This is a genomic window from Streptococcus sp. GP0011 (genome assembly GCF_030546305.1).
Taxonomy (GTDB): Bacteria; Bacillota; Bacilli; order Lactobacillales; family Streptococcaceae; genus Streptococcus.
The window spans coordinates 121,903-146,416 of record NZ_JAUONR010000001.1; the positions used below are offsets into that span (position 1 = coordinate 121,903).

General features: G+C 30.8%; 24 protein-coding genes and 4 pseudogenes. 25 read left to right on the top strand and 3 right to left on the bottom strand.

What is annotated here, in order from left to right; genetic code table 11:
* Positions 1 to 71 precede the first annotated feature (71 nt).
* Positions 72 to 179: pseudogene (locus Q4443_RS00600) on the bottom strand (IS3 family transposase); the annotation flags it as partial.
* A 387-nt stretch (positions 180 to 566) separates the two neighbouring features.
* On the opposite strand from Q4443_RS00600, the pseudogene Q4443_RS00605 reads away from it, so the two are divergent.
* The 16 genes and pseudogenes from Q4443_RS00605 to Q4443_RS00680 all read left to right on the top strand — a co-directional run.
* Positions 567 to 1,180 (top strand): annotated as a pseudogene (locus Q4443_RS00605) (IS30 family transposase); the annotation flags it as partial.
* A 467-nt stretch (positions 1,181 to 1,647) separates the two neighbouring features.
* Positions 1,648 to 2,571, top strand: a complete 924-nt coding sequence (locus tag Q4443_RS00610; RefSeq protein ID WP_303407828.1) for a site-2 protease family protein — start codon at positions 1,648 to 1,650, stop codon at positions 2,569 to 2,571.
* Entirely contained in the window at positions 2,571 to 4,697 is a 2,127-nt protein-coding gene (locus Q4443_RS00615) for a hypothetical protein (protein ID WP_303407829.1), read from the top strand. The genes Q4443_RS00610 and Q4443_RS00615 overlap by 1 nt, the downstream gene beginning before the upstream one ends.
* A 1-nt stretch (position 4,698) precedes the next feature.
* Positions 4,699 to 5,394, top strand: a complete 696-nt coding sequence (locus Q4443_RS00620) for a lantibiotic dehydratase C-terminal domain-containing protein (protein ID WP_049519584.1) — start codon at positions 4,699 to 4,701, stop codon at positions 5,392 to 5,394.
* On the top strand, positions 5,381 to 6,613 hold the full coding sequence (locus Q4443_RS00625; RefSeq protein ID WP_049519585.1) for a YcaO-like family protein: 1,233 nt from the start codon (positions 5,381 to 5,383) through the stop codon (positions 6,611 to 6,613). Before Q4443_RS00620 ends, Q4443_RS00625 begins: the two co-directional genes overlap by 14 nt.
* A 22-nt stretch (positions 6,614 to 6,635) precedes the next feature.
* Positions 6,636 to 7,226, top strand: coding sequence for a hypothetical protein (locus Q4443_RS00630; RefSeq protein ID WP_303407830.1), 591 nt, complete (start codon positions 6,636 to 6,638; stop codon positions 7,224 to 7,226).
* Positions 7,223 to 8,704, top strand: coding sequence for a hypothetical protein (locus tag Q4443_RS00635; RefSeq protein ID WP_303407831.1), 1,482 nt, complete (start codon positions 7,223 to 7,225; stop codon positions 8,702 to 8,704). Before Q4443_RS00630 ends, Q4443_RS00635 begins: the two co-directional genes overlap by 4 nt.
* Entirely contained in the window at positions 8,697 to 9,311 is a 615-nt protein-coding gene (locus Q4443_RS00640) for a hypothetical protein (RefSeq protein ID WP_049519590.1), read from the top strand. Before Q4443_RS00635 ends, Q4443_RS00640 begins: the two co-directional genes overlap by 8 nt.
* A 9-nt stretch (positions 9,312 to 9,320) precedes the next feature.
* Complete coding sequence (locus Q4443_RS00645) at positions 9,321 to 10,031, top strand: ATP-binding cassette domain-containing protein (protein WP_049519591.1); 711 nt, start codon at positions 9,321 to 9,323, stop codon at positions 10,029 to 10,031.
* Between the two features lie 14 nt (positions 10,032 to 10,045).
* Complete coding sequence (locus tag Q4443_RS00650; RefSeq protein WP_161800727.1) at positions 10,046 to 10,798, top strand: hypothetical protein; 753 nt, start codon at positions 10,046 to 10,048, stop codon at positions 10,796 to 10,798.
* A gap of 188 nt (positions 10,799 to 10,986) precedes the next feature.
* Positions 10,987 to 11,160 (top strand): thiocillin family RiPP, encoded by a 174-nt coding sequence (locus Q4443_RS00655; protein ID WP_152903747.1) that lies wholly within the window; start codon positions 10,987 to 10,989, stop codon positions 11,158 to 11,160.
* Between the two features lie 37 nt (positions 11,161 to 11,197).
* Positions 11,198 to 11,377, top strand: a complete 180-nt coding sequence (locus Q4443_RS00660; RefSeq protein ID WP_049519593.1) for a thiocillin family RiPP — start codon at positions 11,198 to 11,200, stop codon at positions 11,375 to 11,377.
* A 35-nt stretch (positions 11,378 to 11,412) separates the two neighbouring features.
* On the top strand, positions 11,413 to 11,616 hold the full coding sequence (locus Q4443_RS00665) for a thiocillin family RiPP (protein WP_049519594.1): 204 nt from the start codon (positions 11,413 to 11,415) through the stop codon (positions 11,614 to 11,616).
* 6 nt (positions 11,617 to 11,622) lie between these two features.
* Positions 11,623 to 11,802, top strand: coding sequence for a hypothetical protein (locus tag Q4443_RS00670; RefSeq protein WP_049519595.1), 180 nt, complete (start codon positions 11,623 to 11,625; stop codon positions 11,800 to 11,802).
* A gap of 329 nt (positions 11,803 to 12,131) precedes the next feature.
* Positions 12,132 to 12,647: pseudogene (gene tnpA, locus Q4443_RS00675) on the top strand (IS200/IS605 family transposase).
* 207 nt (positions 12,648 to 12,854) lie between these two features.
* Positions 12,855 to 13,095: pseudogene (locus Q4443_RS00680) on the top strand (hypothetical protein).
* A 66-nt stretch (positions 13,096 to 13,161) separates the two neighbouring features.
* Here the strand turns inward: Q4443_RS00680 and Q4443_RS00685 are convergent.
* Both Q4443_RS00685 and Q4443_RS00690 read right to left on the bottom strand, forming a co-directional pair.
* Positions 13,162 to 15,438, bottom strand: coding sequence for a S8 family peptidase (locus tag Q4443_RS00685; protein WP_049519598.1), 2,277 nt, complete (start codon positions 15,436 to 15,438; stop codon positions 13,162 to 13,164).
* Positions 15,439 to 15,440: 2 nt separating this feature from the next.
* Complete coding sequence (locus Q4443_RS00690; RefSeq protein ID WP_049519599.1) at positions 15,441 to 16,565, bottom strand: AAA family ATPase; 1,125 nt, start codon at positions 16,563 to 16,565, stop codon at positions 15,441 to 15,443.
* Positions 16,566 to 17,080: 515 nt separating this feature from the next.
* Here Q4443_RS00690 and Q4443_RS00695 point away from each other — a divergent pair.
* From Q4443_RS00695 to Q4443_RS00735, 9 genes are all read left to right on the top strand, one after another.
* On the top strand, positions 17,081 to 17,437 hold the full coding sequence (locus Q4443_RS00695) for an SAG1252 family conjugative relaxosome accessory protein (protein WP_049519601.1): 357 nt from the start codon (positions 17,081 to 17,083) through the stop codon (positions 17,435 to 17,437).
* Between the two features lie 4 nt (positions 17,438 to 17,441).
* Entirely contained in the window at positions 17,442 to 17,807 is a 366-nt protein-coding gene (gene mobC / locus Q4443_RS00700; protein ID WP_303407832.1) for a plasmid mobilization relaxosome protein MobC, read from the top strand.
* The gene (locus Q4443_RS00705; protein WP_303407833.1) at positions 17,794 to 19,623 is read left to right on the top strand and encodes an SAG1250 family conjugative relaxase; all 1,830 of its coding nucleotides are present in this window, start codon (positions 17,794 to 17,796) and stop codon (positions 19,621 to 19,623) included. Before mobC ends, Q4443_RS00705 begins: the two co-directional genes overlap by 14 nt.
* A gap of 103 nt (positions 19,624 to 19,726) precedes the next feature.
* Positions 19,727 to 19,951, top strand: coding sequence for a helix-turn-helix domain-containing protein (locus Q4443_RS00710; protein WP_033585734.1), 225 nt, complete (start codon positions 19,727 to 19,729; stop codon positions 19,949 to 19,951).
* 271 nt (positions 19,952 to 20,222) lie between these two features.
* A complete protein-coding gene (locus tag Q4443_RS00715) occupies positions 20,223 to 20,492 on the top strand; it encodes a DUF3173 family protein (RefSeq protein WP_003042127.1) in 270 nt (89 codons plus the stop codon).
* Entirely contained in the window at positions 20,464 to 21,651 is a 1,188-nt protein-coding gene (locus tag Q4443_RS00720; RefSeq protein WP_003042983.1) for a site-specific integrase, read from the top strand. The genes Q4443_RS00715 and Q4443_RS00720 overlap by 29 nt, the downstream gene beginning before the upstream one ends.
* 298 nt (positions 21,652 to 21,949) lie before the next feature.
* Positions 21,950 to 22,852 (top strand): DUF2268 domain-containing protein, encoded by a 903-nt coding sequence (locus tag Q4443_RS00725; RefSeq protein ID WP_049519606.1) that lies wholly within the window; start codon positions 21,950 to 21,952, stop codon positions 22,850 to 22,852.
* Between the two features lie 62 nt (positions 22,853 to 22,914).
* Positions 22,915 to 23,283 (top strand): EXLDI protein, encoded by a 369-nt coding sequence (locus tag Q4443_RS00730; RefSeq protein WP_049519608.1) that lies wholly within the window; start codon positions 22,915 to 22,917, stop codon positions 23,281 to 23,283.
* Between the two features lie 214 nt (positions 23,284 to 23,497).
* Positions 23,498 to 24,502, top strand: coding sequence for an NADP-dependent oxidoreductase (locus tag Q4443_RS00735; RefSeq protein ID WP_049519610.1), 1,005 nt, complete (start codon positions 23,498 to 23,500; stop codon positions 24,500 to 24,502).
* The last annotated feature ends 12 nt before the right edge of the window (positions 24,503 to 24,514 follow it).

The window sequence follows — 24,514 nt, forward strand, 5'->3', positions numbered from 1 at the left end:
CAAAAAAACGCATAGTATCAAGTGTTGAAAAGCTTGATACTGTGCTGATCCCAAAAAGTTAGACAAATAATTTATCCGAAGGATTTAGTTCTGTATTGCACAGAACTGAGTCCTTTTAGTTTTCCCTTAATTCGTTTATTGTTGTAGTAATCAATATAGTCTACAATGGCTTGTTTCAATTAACTATAGATAACATGCAATTTTTATCGGTAAAATTCCAACATCTTTATTCTTACTTGCTGGTTAACCTTAAAAATGGCGTACGGATTGATACAATGCGATTGGTGTATATATTTTTAGAAATTCATTCCCAGATATGTAGGAGAACTGCGACCTATTCTAGTAAACAGATGGGATAGGAGTGTACTCTTGAAAAAAAGTTTGTTTATTTGTTTAAAAAGTGATGTATTTATGTTCAAGATAAATTGTAAAATATCGTTCAACAAAAAAATCATAGCTCTTTATTAATGTAAAATGTAAGTAACCGCACAAACAGAAACCAAGGAAAAACTATGAGCTACTCCCAGATTACCATAATCGACCGAATAAAGTACTTAGAATGAGGTTTGAAAACTTGTCAAATCGCAAGAAAACTTGGCGTCCATAAATCTATCATTTTAAGAGAGTTAAGATGATACAAAAATACTTATTCCGCGGCATTAGCATAGGAACAGTACGACAACAGAGTTAAGCAAAAGTTCGGAAGTCTCGTTTGACATCAAAGTTTAAAAGGGAAATTGAGGACGGTTAAAAATCCTTCTGGTCGCCTGAACAGATTTGTTGTCGCTATAAGCTTGGACAAAAGTCAATTGTAGCTTTTGATATCATCTATAACTGGCTCTATATTGGATTGTTTGATTTGGATTTAATCTCTCTATCTAGAACGAAAAACTCGTTTTTACTTAGTTTCCAAGATACCAGATAGCCCAACCAAAGTCATGTTTTCAGCCATCAAACAAGTTTGCAGGCTATTTCCCAAAGAGTCTTTTAAAGCCTTCACTTCAGACAGGGAAAAATTGTTAGACTACTATCCTTTGGTAGAGAACTTAGGAATTTCCTTTTTCTTTGCGGATGCCTATTCATCTTGGTAGAGAGGAAGTAATGAAAAACAACTGTCTTACTAAGAGAATATTTCCCAAAGAAAACAGATTTAGCCGATATCTCTGATGAGTATTTGAACTAGATCTTATATGATATCAACTGCAGACAACGGAAATGTTAAGCTCACAGAACTAAATGTTAAGATTTAATGATTGATTAGAGCAAATATCGAACTCATTCTTTCATTATTTCTTGAAAAGGTGAACAAAATTATTGATATGTGGTTTAAAGTATGGTAAAATAAGAGATGAATTATTCAAAACCGAATTGATTTATGAAGGATAGTCAATCAAAATTCAGAAGTACATATTATAATAGGTACAGTTGCTTTTTGATTATTCATAAACTTGTGACATGTTTTCTCCAGTGAGAGAAAATTATTACTGTGTAATAAAATCATGATTAATCAAAATTATAGCTACGGATTGATATTTTTAATAATTATCTGTAAATTAAGAATAAATCAATTTGTAGTAACTTAAAGCAAGTATAATATTTGAGCTCTGGCAGTAGCTAACTGCACTAAATATAAAGTAAGGACTATCAATGTTAATAAACCCAAATTTTAAAATAGAGGATTTAGGAGAAAATCAGTTATTTTTTATCAATAAAAATAAGGGAACAGGATACTATGTTGATAATATCAACTTAAGTAGGCTAAGAACACTTGAAGAGCAAGGAATTTTTTTACAACCTTTGAAAGAAATTGGTTATTATATAGAAGAAAATATGAATGTTTCCATTGCAAAATTAAGCTGGACTAATGGCCTTTACCCTAATTGTAATTTATCAAGTAATACCGTTTTTTATTTGCTTATATCAATGTTTATGATCTTCTTTAGTGTTTTAGCAATAGCAGTTATTAAATTTCCATTACCAGATATAAATAATCTCAAAATAGAAGGGATTGGATATATATATATATTAGTGTTATTTTATACTGGTATATATTTGATACATGAAAACTTTCATATTATTGTAGCAAAGTTACAAGGGATTGAGGTAAAAAAAATAGGGTTTAAGTTTAAATATTACATTTTTCCAATTGCTTTTGTAAAAATTTTGCCAACAGGCAAGGATAGAGTTAGAGCCAATATCGCTTTAGCTGGAAATGTTGCAGATTTATTACTATTAATAATTTATTATTTTATTTGTTTAATATCAAAGAATGTTTATTTCTATTACGTACTTTTTTTTCAATTTGGTTTAGCGTTTTGGAACTACAATATTTTATTGCCAACAGATTTTCATTTATTTTTAATATCATACTTTAAAAAACGTAACTTTAGAAGCAAAGCACTTAATTATACAAAAGATTTCTTTTTCCACCCTTCATTCGAAAAGCTTACAAAGATAACTAAGACGAATGTCATATACTTATTATACGGTGGTGCTACAACAGTTTTTTTTATTTATATTTATTTCAGCATATTTTGGATGGCATATACATATATAATTAAAGGAGGGTAATGCTATTGTATTTTAGAAGAGAATCATTATTTAATAATAGTGATAAGGAAAAGCTTATAGATATTGACGCTGACTATTTTAAAAAAATAAAAACAATTGAAAACAAATTGGATTCCATAACAAATGAACTATTAACCGTTTTGAATGTTGAAATGCAATCATTTTATGAAATTAATAATAAGATTGCTTTGAAGAAACTGATGAAGCTTAAGAGAAGCATAACGCAAAATAAGAATATTAAGCAAAATTTTAGCTCATTTGAAGAGATTGATACTTTACTAAGAAAAAGAGAAATTTATAAAGAAAAACTTGTTTCTTTAACGAATCAGCTGGAGGAAATTTTTCAAAAAAGAATAAATAATTATGATTTTTTTATGAATGATTCCTTGTTTGTTAGAGCTTTAAATTACACTAATAGAGATTTTTTTGAAGAATTAAATAAAGAAAAGAAAGATAAGGGTACATTAAGCATAAGGAAAGAGAAAAGCTTGTATAACTATATTCAAAGAGCAACAGTTAAATGTAGCCCTCTATCTTATTTCGGTACAACTGTATTTGAGGGAGATGGTTTAGACAAAGTTGATAGCTTTAAAAATAATAATATTTACATTGCAATATTACTATTTGCTCTATCTAATATACATAGTACAAAGTATAAATTAAGATATAGATTCAGTTCATTGATTGAGGATAGAGGTAAGATGTTTATTTTACACGAGAAATACTTTCTATCTAGTCAACACAAATCATGGATATTAAAACGGGAAGATAGGGCATACCATAAATCTTTAATAGAGTTATTTAAAACTATGTTTAATAATAATGACTCAGTTTATGGTGAATATATTGAAGATATGTTAAAAGACAGTCCTTTTTTTGACTTTGATTTTTTAGTTTCATCGGAGTTGATTTATATAGACTTTAATTATTATTTGACGAATCCTCAAAATCTGCTAACCCTGTTGTATAACGATAGAATGTTTAGTGATAAAAAGAATCTGCTTGATTATTTGAGAGGTGAAGTTAATCCTGATATAGAGCAGATAATAAAAAAAGAGTTTCATGAAGTACTTAATTTTATTGACAATAGATCAATAAAAAAAAGATTTAAAGATTTTATAACTCGCGTCCCCCTTATTTACCATAATTCTTATTCATTAGGTAATGTTGACAAAGAATTCAATATAGAAGTTGAATGTTTTAAGGATTTTATTGAGGAAAATACTTTATCAAAGCTCTACACAACTTGTATGGTTCAAGTATCAAGTAAGTTTGGAAATACAAATGTATTAGAACTGTTAGACTATATAAATAATCATTTTAAAGAGCTAATTACTCACACAAAACCTAGTATTACCTATTCTGATGTAAAAAAAAGCCTATTAGTTTTTTTTCAAAAAACCAATGATGGGTTGATTTTAGAGAATAATATAAATATAGGAGTAGGGGTTCTTGCAAGAGAATTGTCATACTTGAAATCTTATAACTTTGATATTTTTCAAAAGTATCATGAGAATATTCAAAAGTTGTTCAATAACGAAGCCGAGGTGTATGAATTAGTGATAGATTCTGAAAGTTCAAATAACCTTCGTGAAAGTTTTTCTAATTTTCCGAAGCTTTATTGGCCATATGATATTAAAGATTTAAGTTTTCATATTGAGGATAATAGATTACAATTTTTATTTAAAGGCAAGCCTATTAATCTTATTTATACTGGAGCGGTTCCTTATCATTTATTTTTTGGAACTAAACGCTTATTGCTAGAAATCATTCACCCGTATAAAGTGAACTATGAAAGAATGAAAAAAAGTAAAGATGAAAAGAGAAAGAAGAAGGTTTTATCTAGAAAATATTTTCAAAATATTAGCCATAAAACAAATTTTGAATTTTATGTATTTATTCATAATTTTTTTGAGGAGAATAAACTACCAAAAGAATTTTTTTTAACAGAAAAATCTTCTTTTAGGAATAGCAAACCAGTTTGGTTTTCACTTGATTCTTCAAACTCTTTAACTATTTTAAAAACTATTCTAGATAAGAGGGATTACGATTTACATGTAGCTCTTCCCAATAGTTTTGAAAGTAAGACAACAGAATATGTAGCTTGGTTAATAGAAGGTTATTAGTATGTGGTATAGTTTTCATATTTATGGTATAGAACCAATAAATTTTTTCGTAACTATTTCAAATGATAAATATAAATCAATAAAAAAATTTTTTATTTATTATACCGATGTGGAAGGATTTCATGTCCGTTTGAGAATCTTTTTAGAAAATAAAAATAAGAAAAATGTGGTTTTCGATAATTTATCAAAAGATTTCAATGATTACATTGTTTTAGAAAAGTTATATGATCCTGAATACAATATTTTAGGAGAAAAGCTAGATACTTATGAGGAGTATTCTGCCATCCTATCTAGAGATATTATTGAAAAAAAAATATATAAACCGTCTTTTAACTTTATTAAAATAGCGATTTTTAATTTTGTTGTTGAAATTTTGGCAGATGATACACTACATTTTTTAGAAAAATATAAAGATTTTTGGAAAGACTCTTTCTTTATAAGAAAATTTAACTCAGTTGCTTCAAATTTCAATGAGGACTTTGGAGATTTGGATTATTTTGAAATACTGAATCAATATTGGATTAAGGAAACTGAGACTATCCGGAATAATTTGGATTATGAAAGTATCAACAAGTCATTACTATTTAAAATTTGTCATATGACTTTTAACAAATTAGGATACACAATTTTTGATGAAGTAAATCTTTTTGAAGAAATTTTAAATGAACACAAGGGAGTAGAGTATGGAAGGTATTAATATTCAACATAAAGAATTAATTTCACCTAGAGGAATTAAAGGTGATGTGAGACTATTTTTAAGTAGAGTATCAACAAAAGGATATCCTGGGCTTCCTTCCTCTATGTCAGGGGCTGGAACAAGCCCATTTAATGATAAAGATAGAGGGATATTTCTTTCAGAGATGGAAGCTATTGAACGTATAGCTAATAGTATAAATACCAGTCGTTGTATTGTATCTGATGCAGAGTCTCTAGGTGATTTGGCAGCAGATATGGTTGAGTTCCCTACTATTTCAAAAATAAGCGAGCCAGCTTCCATTAATAATGAATTTAGCTCTAAAAAGCTATTGCGATGGGTACAATCTATTGAGATACAAAGTAAAAGTCAGAAATATATCCCATTAGAATTCGTTTCTTTATACACAAATCGCCTATTTAATGGGGAGGGTATTACCAATCCAATATCAACAGGTATGTCCGTACATGATACTTATACACTTGCTATATTGAATGGAATTTATGAAGTAATTGAAAGGGATGCGATTGCTTTAACATGGTTATTACAGTATCCAGGGAAAAGAATAACTAATAAGCCATATGGATTAGATTTTAATGTTTTCGATAATGAGTTTTTGGGAAATACAGAGTTATATGATGTCTCAACTATTGACGGCATATATACATTTTGCTTAAAAGCCAAAAGTTATCATAATCAAAATATTTCTACAGTATTGATGTTTGCTACTCATATAAATCCGATGGAAGCATTAAAAAAACTAAAAAAGGAATTAATTTCAGTAATCTATAGTATGGTTGAATCTAGTAAATTTTTCCCAGATATTATTAATCAGGATTATAATGATTTTGTCTCTGTGGAGCAAGGTGGCTTATATATGGCTCATCAAAAAAATCAGGATTATTTTAACTTTTTTAATACAGCTCAAGAAATTGTTTTTGATGAAAAGTTCAATAATATATTTGAGAATGAGGGTGAAGAACTAAAATATATCAAAGGTTTGTTGAAAAATAGAAGTATTTATATCACAGACTTAACAAATCGTGAATGTAGAGAGAGAGGCATAAAAGCTGTTAAAGTAAACATCCCTTCTCTGCAACCAATTTCATTTGTTCATAGAAGTAGATTTTTATGTCATAAACGCATAAAAGAATATTCAATAGAGAAGTTGGGTCATTATGAATTTAAAAAACTGAACTTAATGCCCCTACCCTTTTCGTAGTAGAAAGTGAGAGCAAACATTTATGAAAGTTATCGTTTCGGGAATCAGTAATGTCCTTAATGAATTTTATAATGAAGCACAGAAAGTGTTTACTAATCAAGGTGATACCGTTTTGTATGAAGCTTATAAAATTGAAAAACCGCATTATGATAGTGATATATTATTCCTTGTTTTTGATGGTATGCCATTAAATTTTTTTGAAAATCAGAGTATTTATAATACTGGGATCATCATTCCGATTTTTATAGACTCTAGTAAATTTTACGTAGGCGGAATATTAAAGCAGTCTTATCATAAAGGGGAAGTTTGTGGGAAATGTATGCTTAGTAGAATGAAAGAATTTATTGGTGTTAGTCCGATGTATGATTGTATTTTTTCTCAAACTAATTTCAATCCAGTAATGGTTAGAAAACTAACTATTTATAATTTTATGAGAAGTCTTTTCTCATATATTATAAAATCAAACAACAAATTATGTCAAAACATCTTAGTATATTCTTTTGATATGAATACTTTTTTTACAAGTTATCAGATAGGATATACCAAGTGTCCTAATTGTGATTTTAATGATTACCAAATTGATGAATTATTTGATGAAATGGAGTTCTTATGATAAGCTTTTTTAATGATCCTATGGTAAAGTTCCCCAAGTATCCGTTCTTGTTGCCAACTATTTCTATTTTTGAAGATTCAGGTTATATTTTTTATGGTTCTGTTGATGGGCCATTTAAACTTAATGGTAAGAAAACATATGAAGTTGTTTCAAAGGTTATACCATTAATCCGAAAGAAACATACTGTTTTTGAAATTCTAGAAAAAACGTCTTTATCTGAAGATGTTGTATTCAAATTTCTACAGCTTTTGTATATGAAATCATGCTTAGTAGATTATGTAGATTATGAAAGGTTGAGTTTAAATGATAAAAGTCTGCTATCTTCCTTGTCTCGTCATAAGAATTATCGTTCCCTAGCTGATTATAAAGTTTCTTTAGAAAAAAGAAATATTTTTATTTCATCTCACTCTCAAAAACTTGTTTCCCAATTAGCTGACCTTTTTACGGAGGTAGGCTTTAACATTATAGATTCAGCAAATGATATAGATATTGATACTTTGATTTTATGTATTAACAATACTACAATTATTGAAAATTACTACCAAAATAATGAAGTGATTTATTTTGGTATTCAACGAGACTATTTACAAGTTGGTCCGGTTTTTTTTGATAAGGCAGTAAAACCGTCAATGTATATGCCGGACATTGAGAGTAACAGTTTTGTTAATGAATTGAATTGGTGTAGTCAAATAGCATCTATGTTTATTAGTTTTTTTATGGAATGTAGCCAAACAATTCCTGTAGATCGATTTTATATTATCGATGCTAATGGAGAACTAAGTAGTACTACGAAAATTCCTTATTTTAAGAATTCTATTGGTGTAAGTAAAATTATAGCTGAATATGAGGATTCTTGTAAATTTCTTGCAACTAAATATCTTAATAAAAATAATCATTTAGTTCACTATAAAGATTCTAATTTAAAGCTAACATTTAACAATAACACCTCGAGTTTTTGGGAGAAGTTACCTGTTGAACAAAAATTTAAATCTTCTAACATTGATAACCTTATAAAGAGTATTACTGATTTTAAAGAAAATAGTAATAAAAAATTTAGTCCAACTGGAGGCGGTCTAAATTCAACATTGTTATATATCATAAATTATGATGATGACGAGCTGTATGGTAGAGGGGTCTACTCTTATTCAAATATAGATAAATCCTATTATAGAATTAACGACAAAGTGGATAATCCGAGTATCGAGGAAATTGTTCGGCATGATTCGCATCAGTATAAGTGTATTGTCGTACCTGTAAGTGACATATCTGTTATTGCATCTAAATACAATGAATTCGCTTTTAAAGTTGCAAACTTAAATCTTGGAGTAGCTCTATCTTATATTCTTGAAAAAGCAAGTTCAAATAACGTTTCGATAGATATCGTATTTGAATTTGATGAGGAGCAGTTGCTAAAATGTTTTTCAACGACTAATAATAGTGAAAGTATTGGATATGTAGTGGGGATAAAAAATGATTAAAAAAATTGCACAAGAAACTAGAGTTTCTCTTGATAAAAAAAGATTATTACATTCATGCTTGTTTGAAGAGAATTATGTAAAGATTGGAGAACGATTTTTAAACTCAAGAGAATCTTTTAGAGAGTTTTCTAAGAATGTAGCTCCAAAATCTACTTTAGAAGACCTAATGGATTATTATGAACATTTCAAGCAAAACCTTTCTCTTTTTTCTTTGAGTGAAGATGATGTAAGTTTTTGTTTCGTAGATAATAAATCAATGATTTCGAGAGAGAGAAAAGTTTATAAAATTATTAATAAGAATATTGAAGAAATTATATCAGAAAGTTTGATTACTAAAGATTCGCTATATATACAAGAAGAAATGCACAATGCAACTGTTGTTATCTTTTTCTTGTGGAATACTCAAAATTTGGAGAATGTTGATACAGTTTTCTACAAGGATATTCTCTTTATCAGCGGATTTCTTGGACATCAGTTATCAATTTTAGCTACTCGAAAAGAAACTAGAGGAACAGTTTTTGCGGGGATTACACTTGTTGAATTTTATGGTCTGACTAAGAATTCTTTGAATACCCAAATGCCAGTTTTTGCGTTTGCAGTAGAATAGGGGATAAAAATGGAAAAATTAGTTATATCTGATGTTGTTAAAACATATAAGGACACAGTTGCTTTAAAGGATGTGAATCTAGAATTGGAAAAAGGTAAGAGGTATTTTTTACTTGGAAAAAACGGATCAGGAAAATCTACTTTAATTGATTGTATCGCAGGACATATAAGCTATACGGGCAGTATTACTTATAATAAAAAAATTCAATTTAATAGAGAAATAGCTTATCAACCTCAGCATTTTAATATACTAGAAAATTTAAAAGTGTCAGAAGTAATCAATTTTTTTAAATCTTCAGTCTCGTCGTATCGGTTTGATCAAGATCTTTATAATTTTCTTGAGATTGATAATATTTTAAGGAAAAAGGTGAAATCTTTATCAGGCGGACAGCGTAAATCCCTATCAATATTTATTTCATTAGTGATGAATAAGAAAATTGTAATTTTGGATGAACCATTTTCAGAGTTGGATTTTGAAAAGAAAAAAGAGCTCAGTCAATACTTATCCCAAAATTATCTTGATAAGTTATTCATTGTTATTAGTCATGAATTAGAGGATATGCAGTTATTCACGAGTGATTTGATAATCTTAGATAATGGCAATGTCAAGTGTTGTGGAGACTATAATAATCTGTTCGCTAACTATAAAGTAAATACCATAGAAGATTTATATTTGGCAGTTACGGGGAAAACAATATATGAAAAGAGGATTAGATATTGACAAAAATACTACGAATGACTAAATTTAGTTTTTTAGAAAATATGAGAAATTATGGAATCATTATCAGTTCAATTATTCCGTCTACCGTATTTTTAATTGTTGGTCTAGTGATTAAAAATTTTTTAACAGACACAGATATTATAAGTTTGTTACTCTATGGGCAATTTTTACCCATGAGTTTGATGTTACTCGTTTTATCATTCTCTTTCACATTAAACATTAGTAGTTTTACAGAAAAAAGACAAACAAATTTTTTTAATTTCTTATCACATACTGATGTTAGTAATCTAGAATTTTATATTGGTACTTTTATAGCTATGCTCTTGTTGTTTAATGTATTCCAATTACCTCTTTTGCTTTTGTTCCTATCACTCGTGAAAAATATGTATTCTCACATTATCCATCTTAGTATAGCTTCAAATATTATTTTTATAGTGATGTATCCATTGGGAATATTAATCTCTTTATTTATTAAGAGTATATCTAAAGTTAATGCAATCATGACCCCTGTGAATTTGATATTAATGTTTTCAATATCAATGCCAACTTTATTCGCTAGTTTATTAGGGAAGGAAGTCACGATATTTTATAAGTATCTTTTTTGGAATCCTCTGATAATTTTGAATGATTTTATTTTATTCGAAATGAATATAAGTGAAAAAATATGGTTATCCAAAGAACTCTCTCTCTTTTTATTGTTTATCTTGTTTTTTGTATTCACTTTAGCGATTTATTGTTTGGAAAAAAGAAGAATTCAGAAAATTTGAAAATATCCCCTATTAAAAAATAACTTATCTTACAATATAAATGTCCCCCGGTGCTAGCAGGTTAAACTCTATTTTAACCTGCTAGTACCGGGGGGGATTAAAAATACGTGAATTGTAATTGAGAACGGTGATAATCTTATGTAACAGTTAGTGTATTTTTAAATTATAAAGAGAGGAGAAATAGAATAATGGAAGAACAGATTCTGGAAAAAATAAATCCATTTATTACTGAAGAACTTTTCTTGGAAGAACAGTTAGAAATGGATAATATGGCAGCTTCATTTGGTACTTTTAGCTCAGCAAGTTCAGGTTCTTGTCCAGGAACGGTTGCTACACTTTCGTCAGCTTCTAGTTATGGGTAATAATGACATCGGTAAAATATTTTAGAAAAGGATAAAAATGGAAAATATTATTGATATTGAATCAGTAAGTTCAATGGATCTTTTTGTAGAGGAACAGTTAGAAATGGATAATATGGCTGGAACATGGGGTTCTGCTTCAACATTCTCCTCTGCATCGACTTTTGGAGGTTGTGCAGCTACTGCTTCAAGCGGAGGCAGTGCATCGTCCTTCGGTTAGTTTGCATAATTTATCATAGAAAAAGGGTATTGAAAATGGAAAATATTTATAACACTACTATATCTACTATTAATCCCAGTGTTATGGAAGATGTTTATATAGAAGAACAATTTGATGAAGCGGAGTTAGCAGGTTTCACTACTGCGGGCTCATTTGCGACTGGAGGTAGCTTTGCATGTGCTGGTAGTTGTGGTAGCTCTGTATCAACTGCTTCTTCACTATCTAGTGCAGGTGATTAATCTATTATGAAAAAAACATTTAGAACTTTAACGAGTGGGTTTGGTAATTCAGATGATGTTATTCGACTAAGGCTTGATATAACTTCCTCTAACGGGTTTATAAAAAAGGGGGTTGAAGTAAAAGCTATTGTTGATGATCAAACTGGAGAAGTTAGATTATTTGTGGATCCAGACAGGATTAGGTAGCAATAACTAAATAAATATATCCCCCTGGTTTGGCTACTTGAAAGTATTGCTTTGGTTTATCTATTTATTTAATGGCTTTATTAAATAATTTTGTTGTTAAACTGTAAATTCAACTTTGAGGCTGGGCAAAAACTCAACTTCAGGAGAAAATGAAGTAAATCTTTCCACAGTAAAATGCATAGTATCAAGGTTTTTAACACTTGATATTATGCGTTTTTTGATTATGTGACTTTCAGTCCGTCTCGCTCCGTTAGGTGCGAGACAAAAAAAACTCCGAATGCGATACAATAAAGGTATTCAAGCCAATTGTAAAGCGAAAGGAGAAAAATATGGCACAAAAGGCTCATAGTTTATCGCACACAAAGTTGCAATGTAAGTATCACATTGTGTTCACCTCTAAGTATAGACGAAAAGTTATCTATAATCAATATCGAAGTAGTTTAGGGGAAATATTTCATCGCTTGTATGGTTATAAAGTAGTTGAAATTATCGAGGGTCACTTAATGCCAGACCATGTACATATGTTAGTAAGTATTCCACTAAGGATAAGTGTTTTGAGTTTCATGGGTTATTTAAAAGGAAAAAGTGCACTCGTGATGTTTGACAAACACGCTAATCTCAAGTACAAGTTTGGGAATCGGCATTTCTGGGCGGAAGGTTATTATGTAAGTACAGTAGGGCTTAATGAAGCCACAATTAAGAGATATATTCAAGAGTAAAGAAATTATCCAGTGGATAATTTCTTCACGAGTACGAAAATTTGAGAACTAGTAAAGCATGATATAGCACTAGATAAATTAAGTGTAAAAGAATATGAGAATCCCTTTAGGGATAGTGGCAAGTAATACTAAAGCCTCTTTGAGAGGCAAGTGACGAGTCAAGAGCAATAAGGATTCAACAACGTGAAAGCCGGCGTCTTTAGGCGCTGGCTGGTAATTTGGGCTTATAGCCCTGGTACAAACTACCCGTTGGACGGGTGGTCATGATTATTCAATGAGAATATAATGAAATTCTTTCAAAGGAAAAAACAGAACCATGATCAATTTAAATGACTGATTCATCGACTATAAGAGATTTCAGATAATGAGCTAACCAAAGTAGAACAACTCCTAGATTTGGTTTTTGATACAAGTCTCAAGTCTAGTGATAGAGTAGAAATATCTCGAAACGATATAACTATTGAGGAACAAAGTCTTGATAGGTCAATCCAGGAAGCGAAAAATAAACTGAAAATTGAGCAGTTGGAGAAGGGAATAGAGCATTAAACAGGCAAAAAAACCGAGAAATGGGTAAAAAAGATTAGGCATTGTAGAATGTCTAATCTTTTTGTCTGATATTTGTTGTTAAATACCTTTCCTTCTATTGTTTTTGACGAATTTGATATTTTGTCTCGATATTGTTAGTGATATAACCTCTCTCTCTTAAAGCGTTAGTTATTTCTGTATAAATATCATTACCGTTTGAATCTTTGATAGTAATAATTAAAACGAATTCTTGAGATGGTACGTACAATCCATCTCGTTGAGTTAAATCTACTCGTAGTTTCCATCCATCCTCTAAGTTAATTCCTTTACTTATTTTTCTGTAGTAAGATTTTATAGGACTCCATTTAAATCCATGCTTAACTTGTGCTGCTTCAAATTTTTCATCCCATTTTGATTCAAGTGGAACCTGACCTTTATATTTAATTTTTCCACCAGCTGTGTATGAATATGTCCCAAAACTGACATCAATATTAGTTCTACAATATTCACGACCATATTTAGGGTCTAAAGGTGGTAAGTAGGCAAGGGTCATTCCTATTTCACCAATATATTTGTTATTTTTGATAAGGGACTTTGGATATGGGAAATCATACATTTCTAAATGTGTTCCCTGAGATACTTTTTGTTTGAAAATAAGAGTTACGCAATCTTTACTGCATTGCAAAATATCTTTTGTATCAGCTGAAGAAATCCCAAATCCGTAATATTTAATATTGTCTGGATGTTCGTCTAATAACTCACGAGAGTTCATCCTAGCTGAATGTATTAACATTGCTTTAGAGAGGAGTAAATCAGGCTCCACCATTTCTTCATATATAGAAGCATACTTTTGCAATGATCGGGGAGTCGAATAACTTGTTCCATTTCCTTCAATTATTTTCCCACTTGAATCCAAACCTTTGACTCCTAAACCATCAATTTTATATGAAGTAGAAAAATTACCACCATAATCAACGATATCAGGCTTAATAATATAGTTAGCGCCAGGTCCTCTTCGACTAAAAGGAGAAGGTTCATTAAATTTTACAATTGAATCTATAGAATCAAATAATGCAACAGAACCTACAGTTATAGCTCGAATAGAATCAGCTGGTGATATAAGTCGGTCATGCTCTCCAATATCTCTTTGAGGTGGCCAATTCCGAAGAGGAAGACTATTTATGTTTCCGCTAGAAACAAAGATTTGCACATGGTAGGTGTCTTGAATGTAATCTAAAAACACACCTAAATCAGACATTGAATCATCACAAGGCTTTTTTTCAATTCCTAGAGACAGATTCCATATTTTAGTAGTAGACGAATATTTCTCCATTACTTCTTCAATAATTACCATTAAATCATCTTCTGTAATAGAATCAGTTAATCCAAATTTTGTATCACTATTTGGAATTGCAACGATATCTACAAATTTAAATCGATAAGCAGTAGAAGCAGGAATACCATTTAAAACATTTCCATATTGTATAGTAGATGCTATAAATGTGGCATGTTGTGGATTTTGATAAATTTTATCTACATATTCTTCTCGTGCAACAATATGAGGTGATAAAAATGGATTATTGTCACTTATTCCACCATCAATAATTCCTATAGTAACATCACTATCCCTGTATTCAGAATCTAGTAAGATTTGTAATTCAGTAGATGAAAAATTATTCTGAGGAAGGGAGTACTCTTGAAAAAAATCAACAGTTTTTACTCCGTTAATAGAAGCTAATTTGATAATGTCGTTATAAGAAGTGACTTCTATTTTTAAAAATTTAATTTTATCACCATATGAAAAAATTTCATATTTATCTTCAAAATTGAGTAAATGTAATTTTTGTATCACATATTCCCAAATTTGTTCATTATCAAAGTCATCATCAAAATCAAAGATCTTAATTTTAATAAGCTTATTAATAGAGTTAAAGTCTTCCGATTTAATAGATTGGAGTGTCGGTGAAATTTTTTCTTCCGCTTTAATAGGTTGAATATTAACTATTGCAGTCATGTTGGCTTGAAATTTTTTTGATGGCGGATTTTCAATCATCTCTATTGTTTTGTGAATGTTCTTTCTGTCTACTTTAATATATATTTCGTCTAAATCCTCGCTGCCAATAATTCTACAATTTCTACATAAATCAGAGGGTTTATGTGATTTTGCAATAGCTTCAGGTTTTACTGTTATTTTTCCCACAGCAGGGATAGCTTCGTTTTCATCAAAAACATCTGAATAAAAAGATAACAACTCTTCGAACTTATCGGTTATACCTTTTTTTAACTCCGGAGTTACTTTTCCAAAAAATTTCAAATCTCCGCCCCCAATATTTGGGACAATATCAGTTGTTTTGGGAAGAACTAATTTTATTGGTAGATTGTTCTCGCTCATGATTAAACCTCTTTCACCATTTTTTGAATAGTTGTTTTTGAACTACCTAAAATATCTGCAATAGTTTGTAAACTAAATATTTTTGAATCTTTTTCTCGTAAATACTTTGCTTTAATCTTTAATAGTTCTCGAGAATCTTCACAGTTTTGAGGGATGATATTTTTCGTAATAAACATTTCTTCATAAATGCTAGATAAATTAAAAGAAGAATTGTGTATAACTGAGTTCCTTATTGCTTTGGTAATAATATCTTCTATATCAGAACCGCTTTGTCCATCAAATAAAGTTGAAATTTCTAAAATTTCTTTTTGGTTAAATTTATATATATCATTGGAAAATAGTGTAATCAATTCTGCAATAGCAGTTTTATCAGGCAGTTCTATTTCTAATTTATAGTCAAATCTTCTCCATATTGCTAAATCAAGTAACTGCTGATGATTAGTAGCTGCTAAAATTAAGCTGTCGTTGCTCATCGTATCGATATTTTGTAAAAGGCTATTAACTACTCTTTTCAACTCACCAAGCTCGTTATTATCGTCTCTAGCCTTGGCAATAGCATCGAATTCATCTAAAAATAATACACAAGGCATTTTTTGCGCAAATTCAAATAGACTACGAATGTTTTTAGCGGTAGTACCGAGATATGAAGAAATTAGACTATCTAATCTAGCGACAATGAGTGGTAAATTTAATTTTTTAGCAATTAAGTAGGCACTCTTGGTTTTTCCACATCCAGGTGGTCCATACAGCAGTAGTGAATTGGATACATTTATTCCAATAGAATTAAGTTTATCGGCGTTTTGATAACTTAAAATAAAGGAATTTAATTTTTCTTCATTTCTTTTTGAAAGAATAACTTCAGTATTATTTTGATGTGGGTAAATAATGTCAGCAAGATTCATTCTTGATTCAGTATCAACAGGAATATCAATAGAATTAACGCTATTCATTGGAGTCAGAGTAGACTCGGCTTGAGTGGATAATAACCGCTGAAATTTAATTGCTGAGCGAGAATCACCATCTTTTTCTAGTTTTGATATCAATTGTTTTGTATAGTTAAAAATTTTGGTTTGATCATGCTTTAAAGCACCTTCTATGATTTTACCAATCTCAATAGAGTATTTCATTATTACACCTCCTATTATATTTTAACGGAACGAATCAAAATTGTAAAGAACGAACACCCGAATAAACGGAACTATTATCAAAAATAATGGAAGTATAAAGTGTATTTTAGGTACATTTGAATTTTTACAGAGGCGTATTCTTGAATAAGCTATTGTTTAAAATGTAGGTTTGAATGATGAAGGGTACGAAATTATATATAAATCATTGAAGATATTGTCACAATATTTGTGATACCTTTTCCAAAGCTTCTCTGCTATTCTTATATCATTCCTAAGAAAATAAAACCTCAAATCTTCACTGGGGTTTGGGGGCGAAGCCACCAAGTTATCTTATCGTTAGCTGCTAAAACTAGAAGGTTTTGATAGGTTGGCGATATGATTTTTGGGATATTGTGGACACAATATCTGAGCTCGCAAAGCCTTACAAAAATGTTGAAGCTATTTTGAAAAATGTACTGACAGTGTCTGTAAGCTTACATAGTCAGTACAAGTATCTATGAGGGAGGAAAAGCCATATGAAAAGAGATATACGTAGTATTCGGAAACAATTTCGCTTAACAGAAACGGAAGAAAAACAAATACTAGATTTAATGAGAGAGAAAGGAGAGGATAATTTTTCTGATTTTCTCCGTAAAAGCTTACTATTGTCTGATGGACAAAAACAGATGGAAAAATGGTTCAACCTTTGGAAAAAACAAAAGTTGGAACAAATTAGCCGTGATGTTCATGAAATATTAATAATTGCTAAAATAAATCATCAGGTTACTCAAGAACATGTTTCTATATTGTTAACTTGTATTCAGGAATTAATTAAAGAGGTAGAAAAAACAAGTTCTCTTAGTGAAAATTTTCGTAACAAATACATGAGGTAGTAGAGTGGAGCACCGATATAGAACAAATTTAAAAAAAGTCTTTTTATCTGACCTAGAATTAGTCAAATTGAATGACAATATCTCAAAAAGTAACTGCTTATCATTCTCAGAATATGCTAGACGAGCTCTACTAGATCCTGGTATGAATTTTATCACCATTGATACAAATAGTTATCAAGATTTGATTTTTGAATTAAAACGAATCGGAAATAATATTAATCAAATAACCAGAAGCATAAATTATTCGAATTTAATAACGAAAGTTGAATTAAATGAGTTGAGAAAAGGTATAGAAGAGTTAATAGTAGAAGTGGAGAAAGATTTTCTTATTCAATCTGAAAAATTGAGGAAATTTTATGATCATTACTAAACACTTTGCGATTCATGGAAAAAATTATCGTAGTAAACTAATCAAATATATTTTGAATCCAAGTAAAACAAAAAATCTAACACTAGTTTCAGATTTTGGTATGAGAAATTATTTAGATTTTCCTAATTATAAAGAACTAGTGAAGATGTACAATGATAATTTTTTAAGTAATGATACTCTTTATGAATTTCGTCATGATAGGCAAGAAGTAAATCAACGAAAAATTCATTCTCATCACATCATTCAGTCCTTTTCTCCAGATGACCATCTCACTCCTGAACTAATCAATCGGATTGGTTATGAGACAGTTAAAGAGTTGACAGGAGGTAGATTTCGTTTCATTGTAGCAACTCATGTCGATAAAGATCATATCCACAATCACATCATCCTAAATTCAATTGATCAGAATTCTGATAAAAAGTTTCTATGGGATTATAAGGCAGAACACAATCTACGAATGGTTTCTGATCGTCTTTCAAAAATTGCAGGGGCAAAAATTATAGAAAATCGTTATTCGCATCGTCAGTATGAAGTTTATCGCAAAACAAATTACAAATATGAAATAAAACAACGAGTATATTTTCTAATCGAGAACTCGAAAAATTTTGAAGATTTCAAGAAAAAAGCAAAAGCTTTACATTTAAAAATTGATTTTAGACACAAGCATGTTACTTTTTTTATGACTGATTCAAATATGAAACAAGTCGTACGTGATAGTAAATTGAGTAGAAAACAACCTTATAATAAAATTTATTTTAAGAAAAAGTTTGTTCAAAGGGAAATCATAAACATCTTAGAATTTTTACTTCCGAAAATGAAGAATATGAATGAATTGATTCAACAAGCAGAATTTTTTGGATTAAAAATAATTCCGAAAGAAAAACATGTTCTATTTGAATTTGATGAGATTAAGATTTCAGAGCAGGAATTGGTAAAAACGAATCGGTATAGTGTTAGTTATTTTCAAGACTATTTTAATATCAAAAATGAAACTGTTCTCTTAGATAATAAAAATTTAGTTGAACTTTACAATGAAGAAAAGCTAATTAAAGAAAAAGAGTTGCCGACAGAAGAGGTGGTATGGAAATCCTATCAAGATTTCAAGAGAAATAGGGATGCAGTTCATGAGTTTGAGGTAGAGTTGAATCTTAATCAAATAGAAGAAGTAGTAGACGATGGAATGTACATTAAGGTACAGTTCGGCATCCGACAAGAAGGACTTATTTTTGTACCAAATATTCAAATCAATATGGAAGAAGAAAAAGTTAAAGTATTTCTCAGAGAAACTAGTTCTTACTATGTATACCATAAAGATTCAGCAGAAAAAAATCGCTTTATGAAAGGTAAAACTTTGATTAAGCAATTTAATCTTCAGTATGAACCACAGTATATGTATAGAAGAATACCTCTTAGCAAAATTAAAGAAAAAATAGAACAATTAGATTTTCTTATATCTGCGGAAAATAGTCCAAATGATTTTGAAGATATAACAAATGATTTCATTGCCCAAATATTATATCTAGAGAATATGATTGAACAAGTCCAAAATAAAATTGATGATTTAACTAATTTAGAGGAAGTATTGTTGAAAGATACGACAAATAGTTCTGGGAATTTAGAAAAAAATATTCAAGGTAAAAGTTCAGTAGATACAATAGAGAAGGATTTATACATATATAAAGGAAGAATTGAAAAACTGAAGGAGAAGCATAAAGAAATTATAAACTTATTTGAAAAGTTTAATCGTACGATAAAGAAGTATAAGAAAGTAAAAAATACGAAATCTAGTAATGAAACGGAGATAACTCTGGAGTAAATAGTTTCCTAAAAAGTATATATAGAAGACTTTAATGTGCCAATTTGTCACATTTCACAAAATAAGAAAATAACTATATTATACTTGTTTCAGGAGACATTGGATGTTGAAAAGGATTAGAGGTTTACGTGAGGATACTGATTTAACACAAGAATATATTGCTAAAACAGTCTTGAATTGTACAAGGTCAGCGTATTCTAAAATGGAGTCAGGTACCAGGTTAATCTCTATAGATGACCTTATTAAACTTGCAGATTTTTATAAGGTAAGCTTAGACTACCTTGTAGGTCGAGTGGATAACAAAGAAGACCATTACTTCAAAAAGTAGTAGGTTAAGAAAGCACATTGACAATTGAATAGTCCAAAATGGTACTTTCCTCATTTGTGGAGCAGATTTGAATGGCTCGCCATGATAAGAGCGATTTTAAAACCATCAATAAAATAGAGCGATACTTTATATGCCATGATACAAATGATATACAATGATACTTCTGACCGTTCAGGCTGCCACCGTAAAAGAGCAGCAAGTGAAATTCTTATGATGACTTCATCAGTCATGCCATGGAGGTAAAAAATCTAAGAAAGGAAGTAATAAAATCATGGAAACAGTAAACTATAAAGATTTAGTTGCGATTGGTTTTCCAGAGCACACATCGAGAAATATTATTAGACAAGCAAAAAAGATTGCTGTAAAAAAGTTTGAAGAAGCTAGAAAAAATGATAAGAATGCGGTACAATTAGGATGTTCACCTTTCAATAATAAAAGGTTAGGCATTGCTCCTAAAAATATTGTAGAAAATTTAATTGGTATTTCTTTTTCAGATATAGAAGGTGAGAAAAATGGTTATATCAAAGACAAAGAAATATAAAGGTGTATACAAAGATTCAAAAGGAAAAATTTATTTTCAAATTGAATTAGGAGTTGATCCAATAACTGGGAAAAGAATTCAAAAGAAAGGAAGGAAAAATCAACAGGGACTACCGTTCAATTCTTTTAAGGAAGCATATGAAGAGATACTTCGTTTAAAACATGAATTTGTGAACTCTACTATTAATAATAGTTTTCTAACTTTTAGAGAGTTTATGGAAGAGATTTATTTAAAATATTATCAACAAAAAGTTCAATTTGTAACTTATCAGACCGCTTTACCACATCATCAGTTATTTATTAAGCAATTTGGTAGTAAAAAATTATCAGATATTAGTACTATTGACTGTGAAAGATTTCGCTTAGCTATTATAGACAAGTATTCTAGTAACTATGCTAAAAATATGTGGTCTAGATTTAAAGCATGTCTGGGTTATGCAGAAAGATTGGGTTATATTGATAGAGTTCCTTTTAAAGGATTAGATAATCCTAGAGGAAAGCACCCTGATACAAAATTTTGGACTTTTGATGAATTTAAGAAAGTAATAAACTCTTTTGATATTAGTGAGTATGAGGGACTCCATAACTACATGACGATCTGGTTATATTTTATGACTGGTTTAAGAGTTAGTGAGGGTATTGCTCTTAAATGGGAAGATATTGATTTTGAACGTAAATGGATTCATGTTCATTCGACAATTGAAAAAGATAAAAACGGTGTATGGTATGCTAAACAACAAACAAAGACAATAGCAGGGAATCGTAAAATTGATTTAGATGATTTTACGATTACAATACTTAAAAAATGGCGAGAAGTTCAAATCAAGAATGATGATAAAGATTATGTAGTATCACGTTTTGGTGCCCCCTTGTGTAAGTCTACAATTTCTAGGATAATAAAAAGGCATGCTAAGATTACTGGTGTACCAGAAATTACAGGTAAAGGATTAAGACATAGTCATGCATCTTATCTTATAAATGTGTTACATAAGGATACTTTATATGTTTCATATCGATTAGGACACGCTGATAAGTCAACCACGTTGAATACATATAGTCACTGGTATTATTCAGGTGATTCAACAATTTCAGAAGAGATTACAAACAGTTTAGATAATCTTGGATTATCAATTTACCTACCAAATTCCTGCCAAAGTTGAAAATTGAGGAATTAACCCACTAATACTGGGGGAAAATAGGATTTGCAAATTGTTACTCTTAAATAATAGAGCAACTACATTAGTAGCTTAAAAAACATATAAAACCGCTATTCTTAGGAGTAGTGGTTTTTTCTGTTACGATTTAAAATGGGTAAACCTACTTGAAATTATGATCTGATACGAAAGTTCTAGTTTTTTTACTAACAATTACTAGAATCTTGATATAATTTCAATTTTCTTCTTGACTCTGACCTTAGGTAAGGGATTATACTAATAATAGATAAGAAAGGAGCTTACCATGCAAATCAATATGATTCGTTCAGATAAAGTTTACCAAGAGATGCTCGAGCTTCCTTTAGAAAAAAGAGAAGGTTGCTTTCGAGCTAAAATATTAGCACCTTTTGCAATGAAATACCAAACGCAACACATTCCTCTGAAAGCAAAGTATCCTGGAGGATTTGATGCTCTTTTCCTACTTGGCTTTATGAATCAGTTACCCTCAACTCTCTCAGAAAAGGATAGACCAGCTATCGACTCTCTGAGCTCTGATCAACTCTGGCAGGACTGCCAGGATACCATCAAAAGGAGTATGGGGCTTTTTGAGCAGGCTGGCTATGACTTAGATGTTGAGGATTACCATTTTACTATTTTATTGGGCAATCCAGAAAAACCTATGCTACAGCTCAATAAGGGTTATAGCGGAGATGGCGGAATTCCAGGCTACCTCATGCTTAGTCTGCTACCAAATGACTATACTTTACTACGTGTGCAGGCTGCGTTGGCTCACGAGTGCAATCACAATGTACGTTTCCAATTTATCAAATGGAACCAGCAGACGACACTAGCAGACTGGGTAGTCAGTGAAGGATTGGCAGAGTCTTTTGCGGCTGAGCTCTATGGCAAAGATCTCATTGGGCCTTGGGTCACTTCAACCAGTCCAGAGCAGTTAGAAGAGATTAAGCCCATCATCTCAAGTCAGCTTCAGCTAACAGGTATGGCGGAAATGGCTCCTTATCTCTACGGTGATGAAATTGCTGAGATTCAAGGTCAAATAACGGTTGGAATGCCCTATGCTGCAGGCTATGCTTATGGTTATCATTTGATACAAGCTTATCTGAAAAAGACTGGCAAGAGCATTATTGAGGCTACAGTGACACCTACAGAAGAGATTTTAGAGGCGACGAAAGATTTTTGGAAATGACACTTTGGCTTGATAATCTGCCAGAATCTGATATAATGTAGGTAATTTCAGGAGGTGACTATATGTACTATAAAAGAGTTGAATTGAAAGTCACAAATCAAGGTATCCATGAGCGTAAGATTTTTCAAGGTGTCAAAATTTTCAGTCGTAGTAAGTTGTCCAAAGATCAGAAAAGCATTCTAACACAGAAGCTTTACCTGACACCGAAGCAGAACATCGTTTACTATCAACGGACAGATATCAACTATGACCAGAACTGGTATCATCATAAGGACTATTATGAATTAGCTTATGGTCAGATGGATAGAGAGACGGTTTTTAAGGTTTGTCAAGATTTTGACGAACTAAGTCCTTTTCTGGAAAATGAGCTGCTGGAGAAGTTAAAAGAAAAGCAGTCAACAGGCAAATTTTTTGAAAAATTAGATATATAAAAATCCGGCTGCTTTTATAAGCAGTCGGATTTCTTTGAGTTATAGTTTGATAATCTTTCATAAGAGAAAATAGATCTATTTTTATCATGAACAGCTAACTTAGTTAGAAATTGTAGAAACAGTATAGTTGAAATCTATGAAGAATAAGTGTATAATCAAGAAAAAATGATTGAGTACTCACTCAATTTTGTAGATGTGTAAAGGAGTTCATACAATGGTTGTTCAAGCAATACAATATAGTCGTTTCGGTGATGAAGAAGTGTTAGATTTAGTGAACATTAAATCTGATTCTTTGAAACTGAATCAAGTTAGGGTAGAAGTTCATGCAGTTGGTTTAAATCCTATTGATTATAAGACTTTTGAAGGTGCAAAGCCACTCCGATTTCTATCTTTTATGACAAAACTCAGGAAGCCAAGTCGTTGGTTTGAGTCAAAATCATCTCTTTTTCCAAGAGGTGTTGGTCGGGATTTTGCTGGAGTTATCACAGAAGTTGGTGAAGGAGTAAATCGGTTTGCAGTAGGGGATAAGGTTTTTGGAACAATGATCAGTGACCCTGGATTGAGGACCAAGAGGGGAGCTTTGGCAACAGAAGTTTGTGTCAATGAATCGGAAATTGTATTGAAGCCAGAGATGATTGATATGAATCATGCTGCTACTATGGGGGTAGCCTCTCTAACAGTGGGAGGTGCTTTTAGAAAGATTGAGCTAAACTCTAAAGATGTTGTAGTTATTTCAGCAGCGGCAGGTGGTATTGGAAGTATTGCAGTACAGTATGCAGTTGCTAAGGGTGCGACAGTTATTGGAATTGCAAGTAAGAAAAATTCAGATTATCTGAAGTCCTTAGGCGCCATACCAGTAGCTTACGAAGAGAACATCCAGAATGCTCTTCTATCAGCAAGTACAAAGCCAATTACAAAATTCTTGGATTGCTATGGAAGTGATTATGTTAAATTGGCTTTCAGTTTGGGGTTGAAGGGCACAGCTATTGGAACGCTAGTACCTTCACCATATGTTATGATAAAAGGTGCCCATTTCACGGGTCCGAGACATTCCACATATGATGATTTTAACACTCTAGCGGAAATGGTCTCAGAAGGGAAGGTTCAGCTGAATATTGATCAGGTTTATGATTTTTCTCTAAAGTCAGTTAGAGAGGCATATCGTAGCCTGAAGTCGGGACACACTCGAGGTAAGAAAGTTGTAAAACTAAGAGGGTAGGAGAGAGGTGCC

Coding starts and splice junctions, on each gene's coding strand:
- Q4443_RS00610 (WP_303407828.1), top strand. CDS start 1,648: ATGTTAATAAACCCAAATTTTAAAATAGAGGATTTAGGAGAAAATCAG.
- Q4443_RS00615 (WP_303407829.1), top strand. CDS start 2,571: ATGCTATTGTATTTTAGAAGAGAATCATTATTTAATAATAGTGATAAG.
- Q4443_RS00620 (WP_049519584.1), top strand. CDS start 4,699: ATGTGGTATAGTTTTCATATTTATGGTATAGAACCAATAAATTTTTTC.
- Q4443_RS00625 (WP_049519585.1), top strand. CDS start 5,381: ATGGAAGGTATTAATATTCAACATAAAGAATTAATTTCACCTAGAGGA.
- Q4443_RS00630 (WP_303407830.1), top strand. CDS start 6,636: ATGAAAGTTATCGTTTCGGGAATCAGTAATGTCCTTAATGAATTTTAT.
- Q4443_RS00635 (WP_303407831.1), top strand. CDS start 7,223: ATGATAAGCTTTTTTAATGATCCTATGGTAAAGTTCCCCAAGTATCCG.
- Q4443_RS00640 (WP_049519590.1), top strand. CDS start 8,697: ATGATTAAAAAAATTGCACAAGAAACTAGAGTTTCTCTTGATAAAAAA.
- Q4443_RS00645 (WP_049519591.1), top strand. CDS start 9,321: ATGGAAAAATTAGTTATATCTGATGTTGTTAAAACATATAAGGACACA.
- Q4443_RS00650 (WP_161800727.1), top strand. CDS start 10,046: ATGACTAAATTTAGTTTTTTAGAAAATATGAGAAATTATGGAATCATT.
- Q4443_RS00655 (WP_152903747.1), top strand. CDS start 10,987: ATGGAAGAACAGATTCTGGAAAAAATAAATCCATTTATTACTGAAGAA.
- Q4443_RS00660 (WP_049519593.1), top strand. CDS start 11,198: ATGGAAAATATTATTGATATTGAATCAGTAAGTTCAATGGATCTTTTT.
- Q4443_RS00665 (WP_049519594.1), top strand. CDS start 11,413: ATGGAAAATATTTATAACACTACTATATCTACTATTAATCCCAGTGTT.
- Q4443_RS00670 (WP_049519595.1), top strand. CDS start 11,623: ATGAAAAAAACATTTAGAACTTTAACGAGTGGGTTTGGTAATTCAGAT.
- Q4443_RS00685 (WP_049519598.1), bottom strand. CDS start 15,438: ATGAGCGAGAACAATCTACCAATAAAATTAGTTCTTCCCAAAACAACT.
- Q4443_RS00690 (WP_049519599.1), bottom strand. CDS start 16,565: ATGAAATACTCTATTGAGATTGGTAAAATCATAGAAGGTGCTTTAAAG.
- Q4443_RS00695 (WP_049519601.1), top strand. CDS start 17,081: ATGAAAAGAGATATACGTAGTATTCGGAAACAATTTCGCTTAACAGAA.
- Q4443_RS00705 (WP_303407833.1), top strand. CDS start 17,794: ATGATCATTACTAAACACTTTGCGATTCATGGAAAAAATTATCGTAGT.
- Q4443_RS00710 (WP_033585734.1), top strand. CDS start 19,727: ATGTTGAAAAGGATTAGAGGTTTACGTGAGGATACTGATTTAACACAA.
- Q4443_RS00715 (WP_003042127.1), top strand. CDS start 20,223: ATGGAAACAGTAAACTATAAAGATTTAGTTGCGATTGGTTTTCCAGAG.
- Q4443_RS00720 (WP_003042983.1), top strand. CDS start 20,464: ATGGTTATATCAAAGACAAAGAAATATAAAGGTGTATACAAAGATTCA.
- Q4443_RS00725 (WP_049519606.1), top strand. CDS start 21,950: ATGCAAATCAATATGATTCGTTCAGATAAAGTTTACCAAGAGATGCTC.
- Q4443_RS00730 (WP_049519608.1), top strand. CDS start 22,915: ATGTACTATAAAAGAGTTGAATTGAAAGTCACAAATCAAGGTATCCAT.
- Q4443_RS00735 (WP_049519610.1), top strand. CDS start 23,498: ATGGTTGTTCAAGCAATACAATATAGTCGTTTCGGTGATGAAGAAGTG.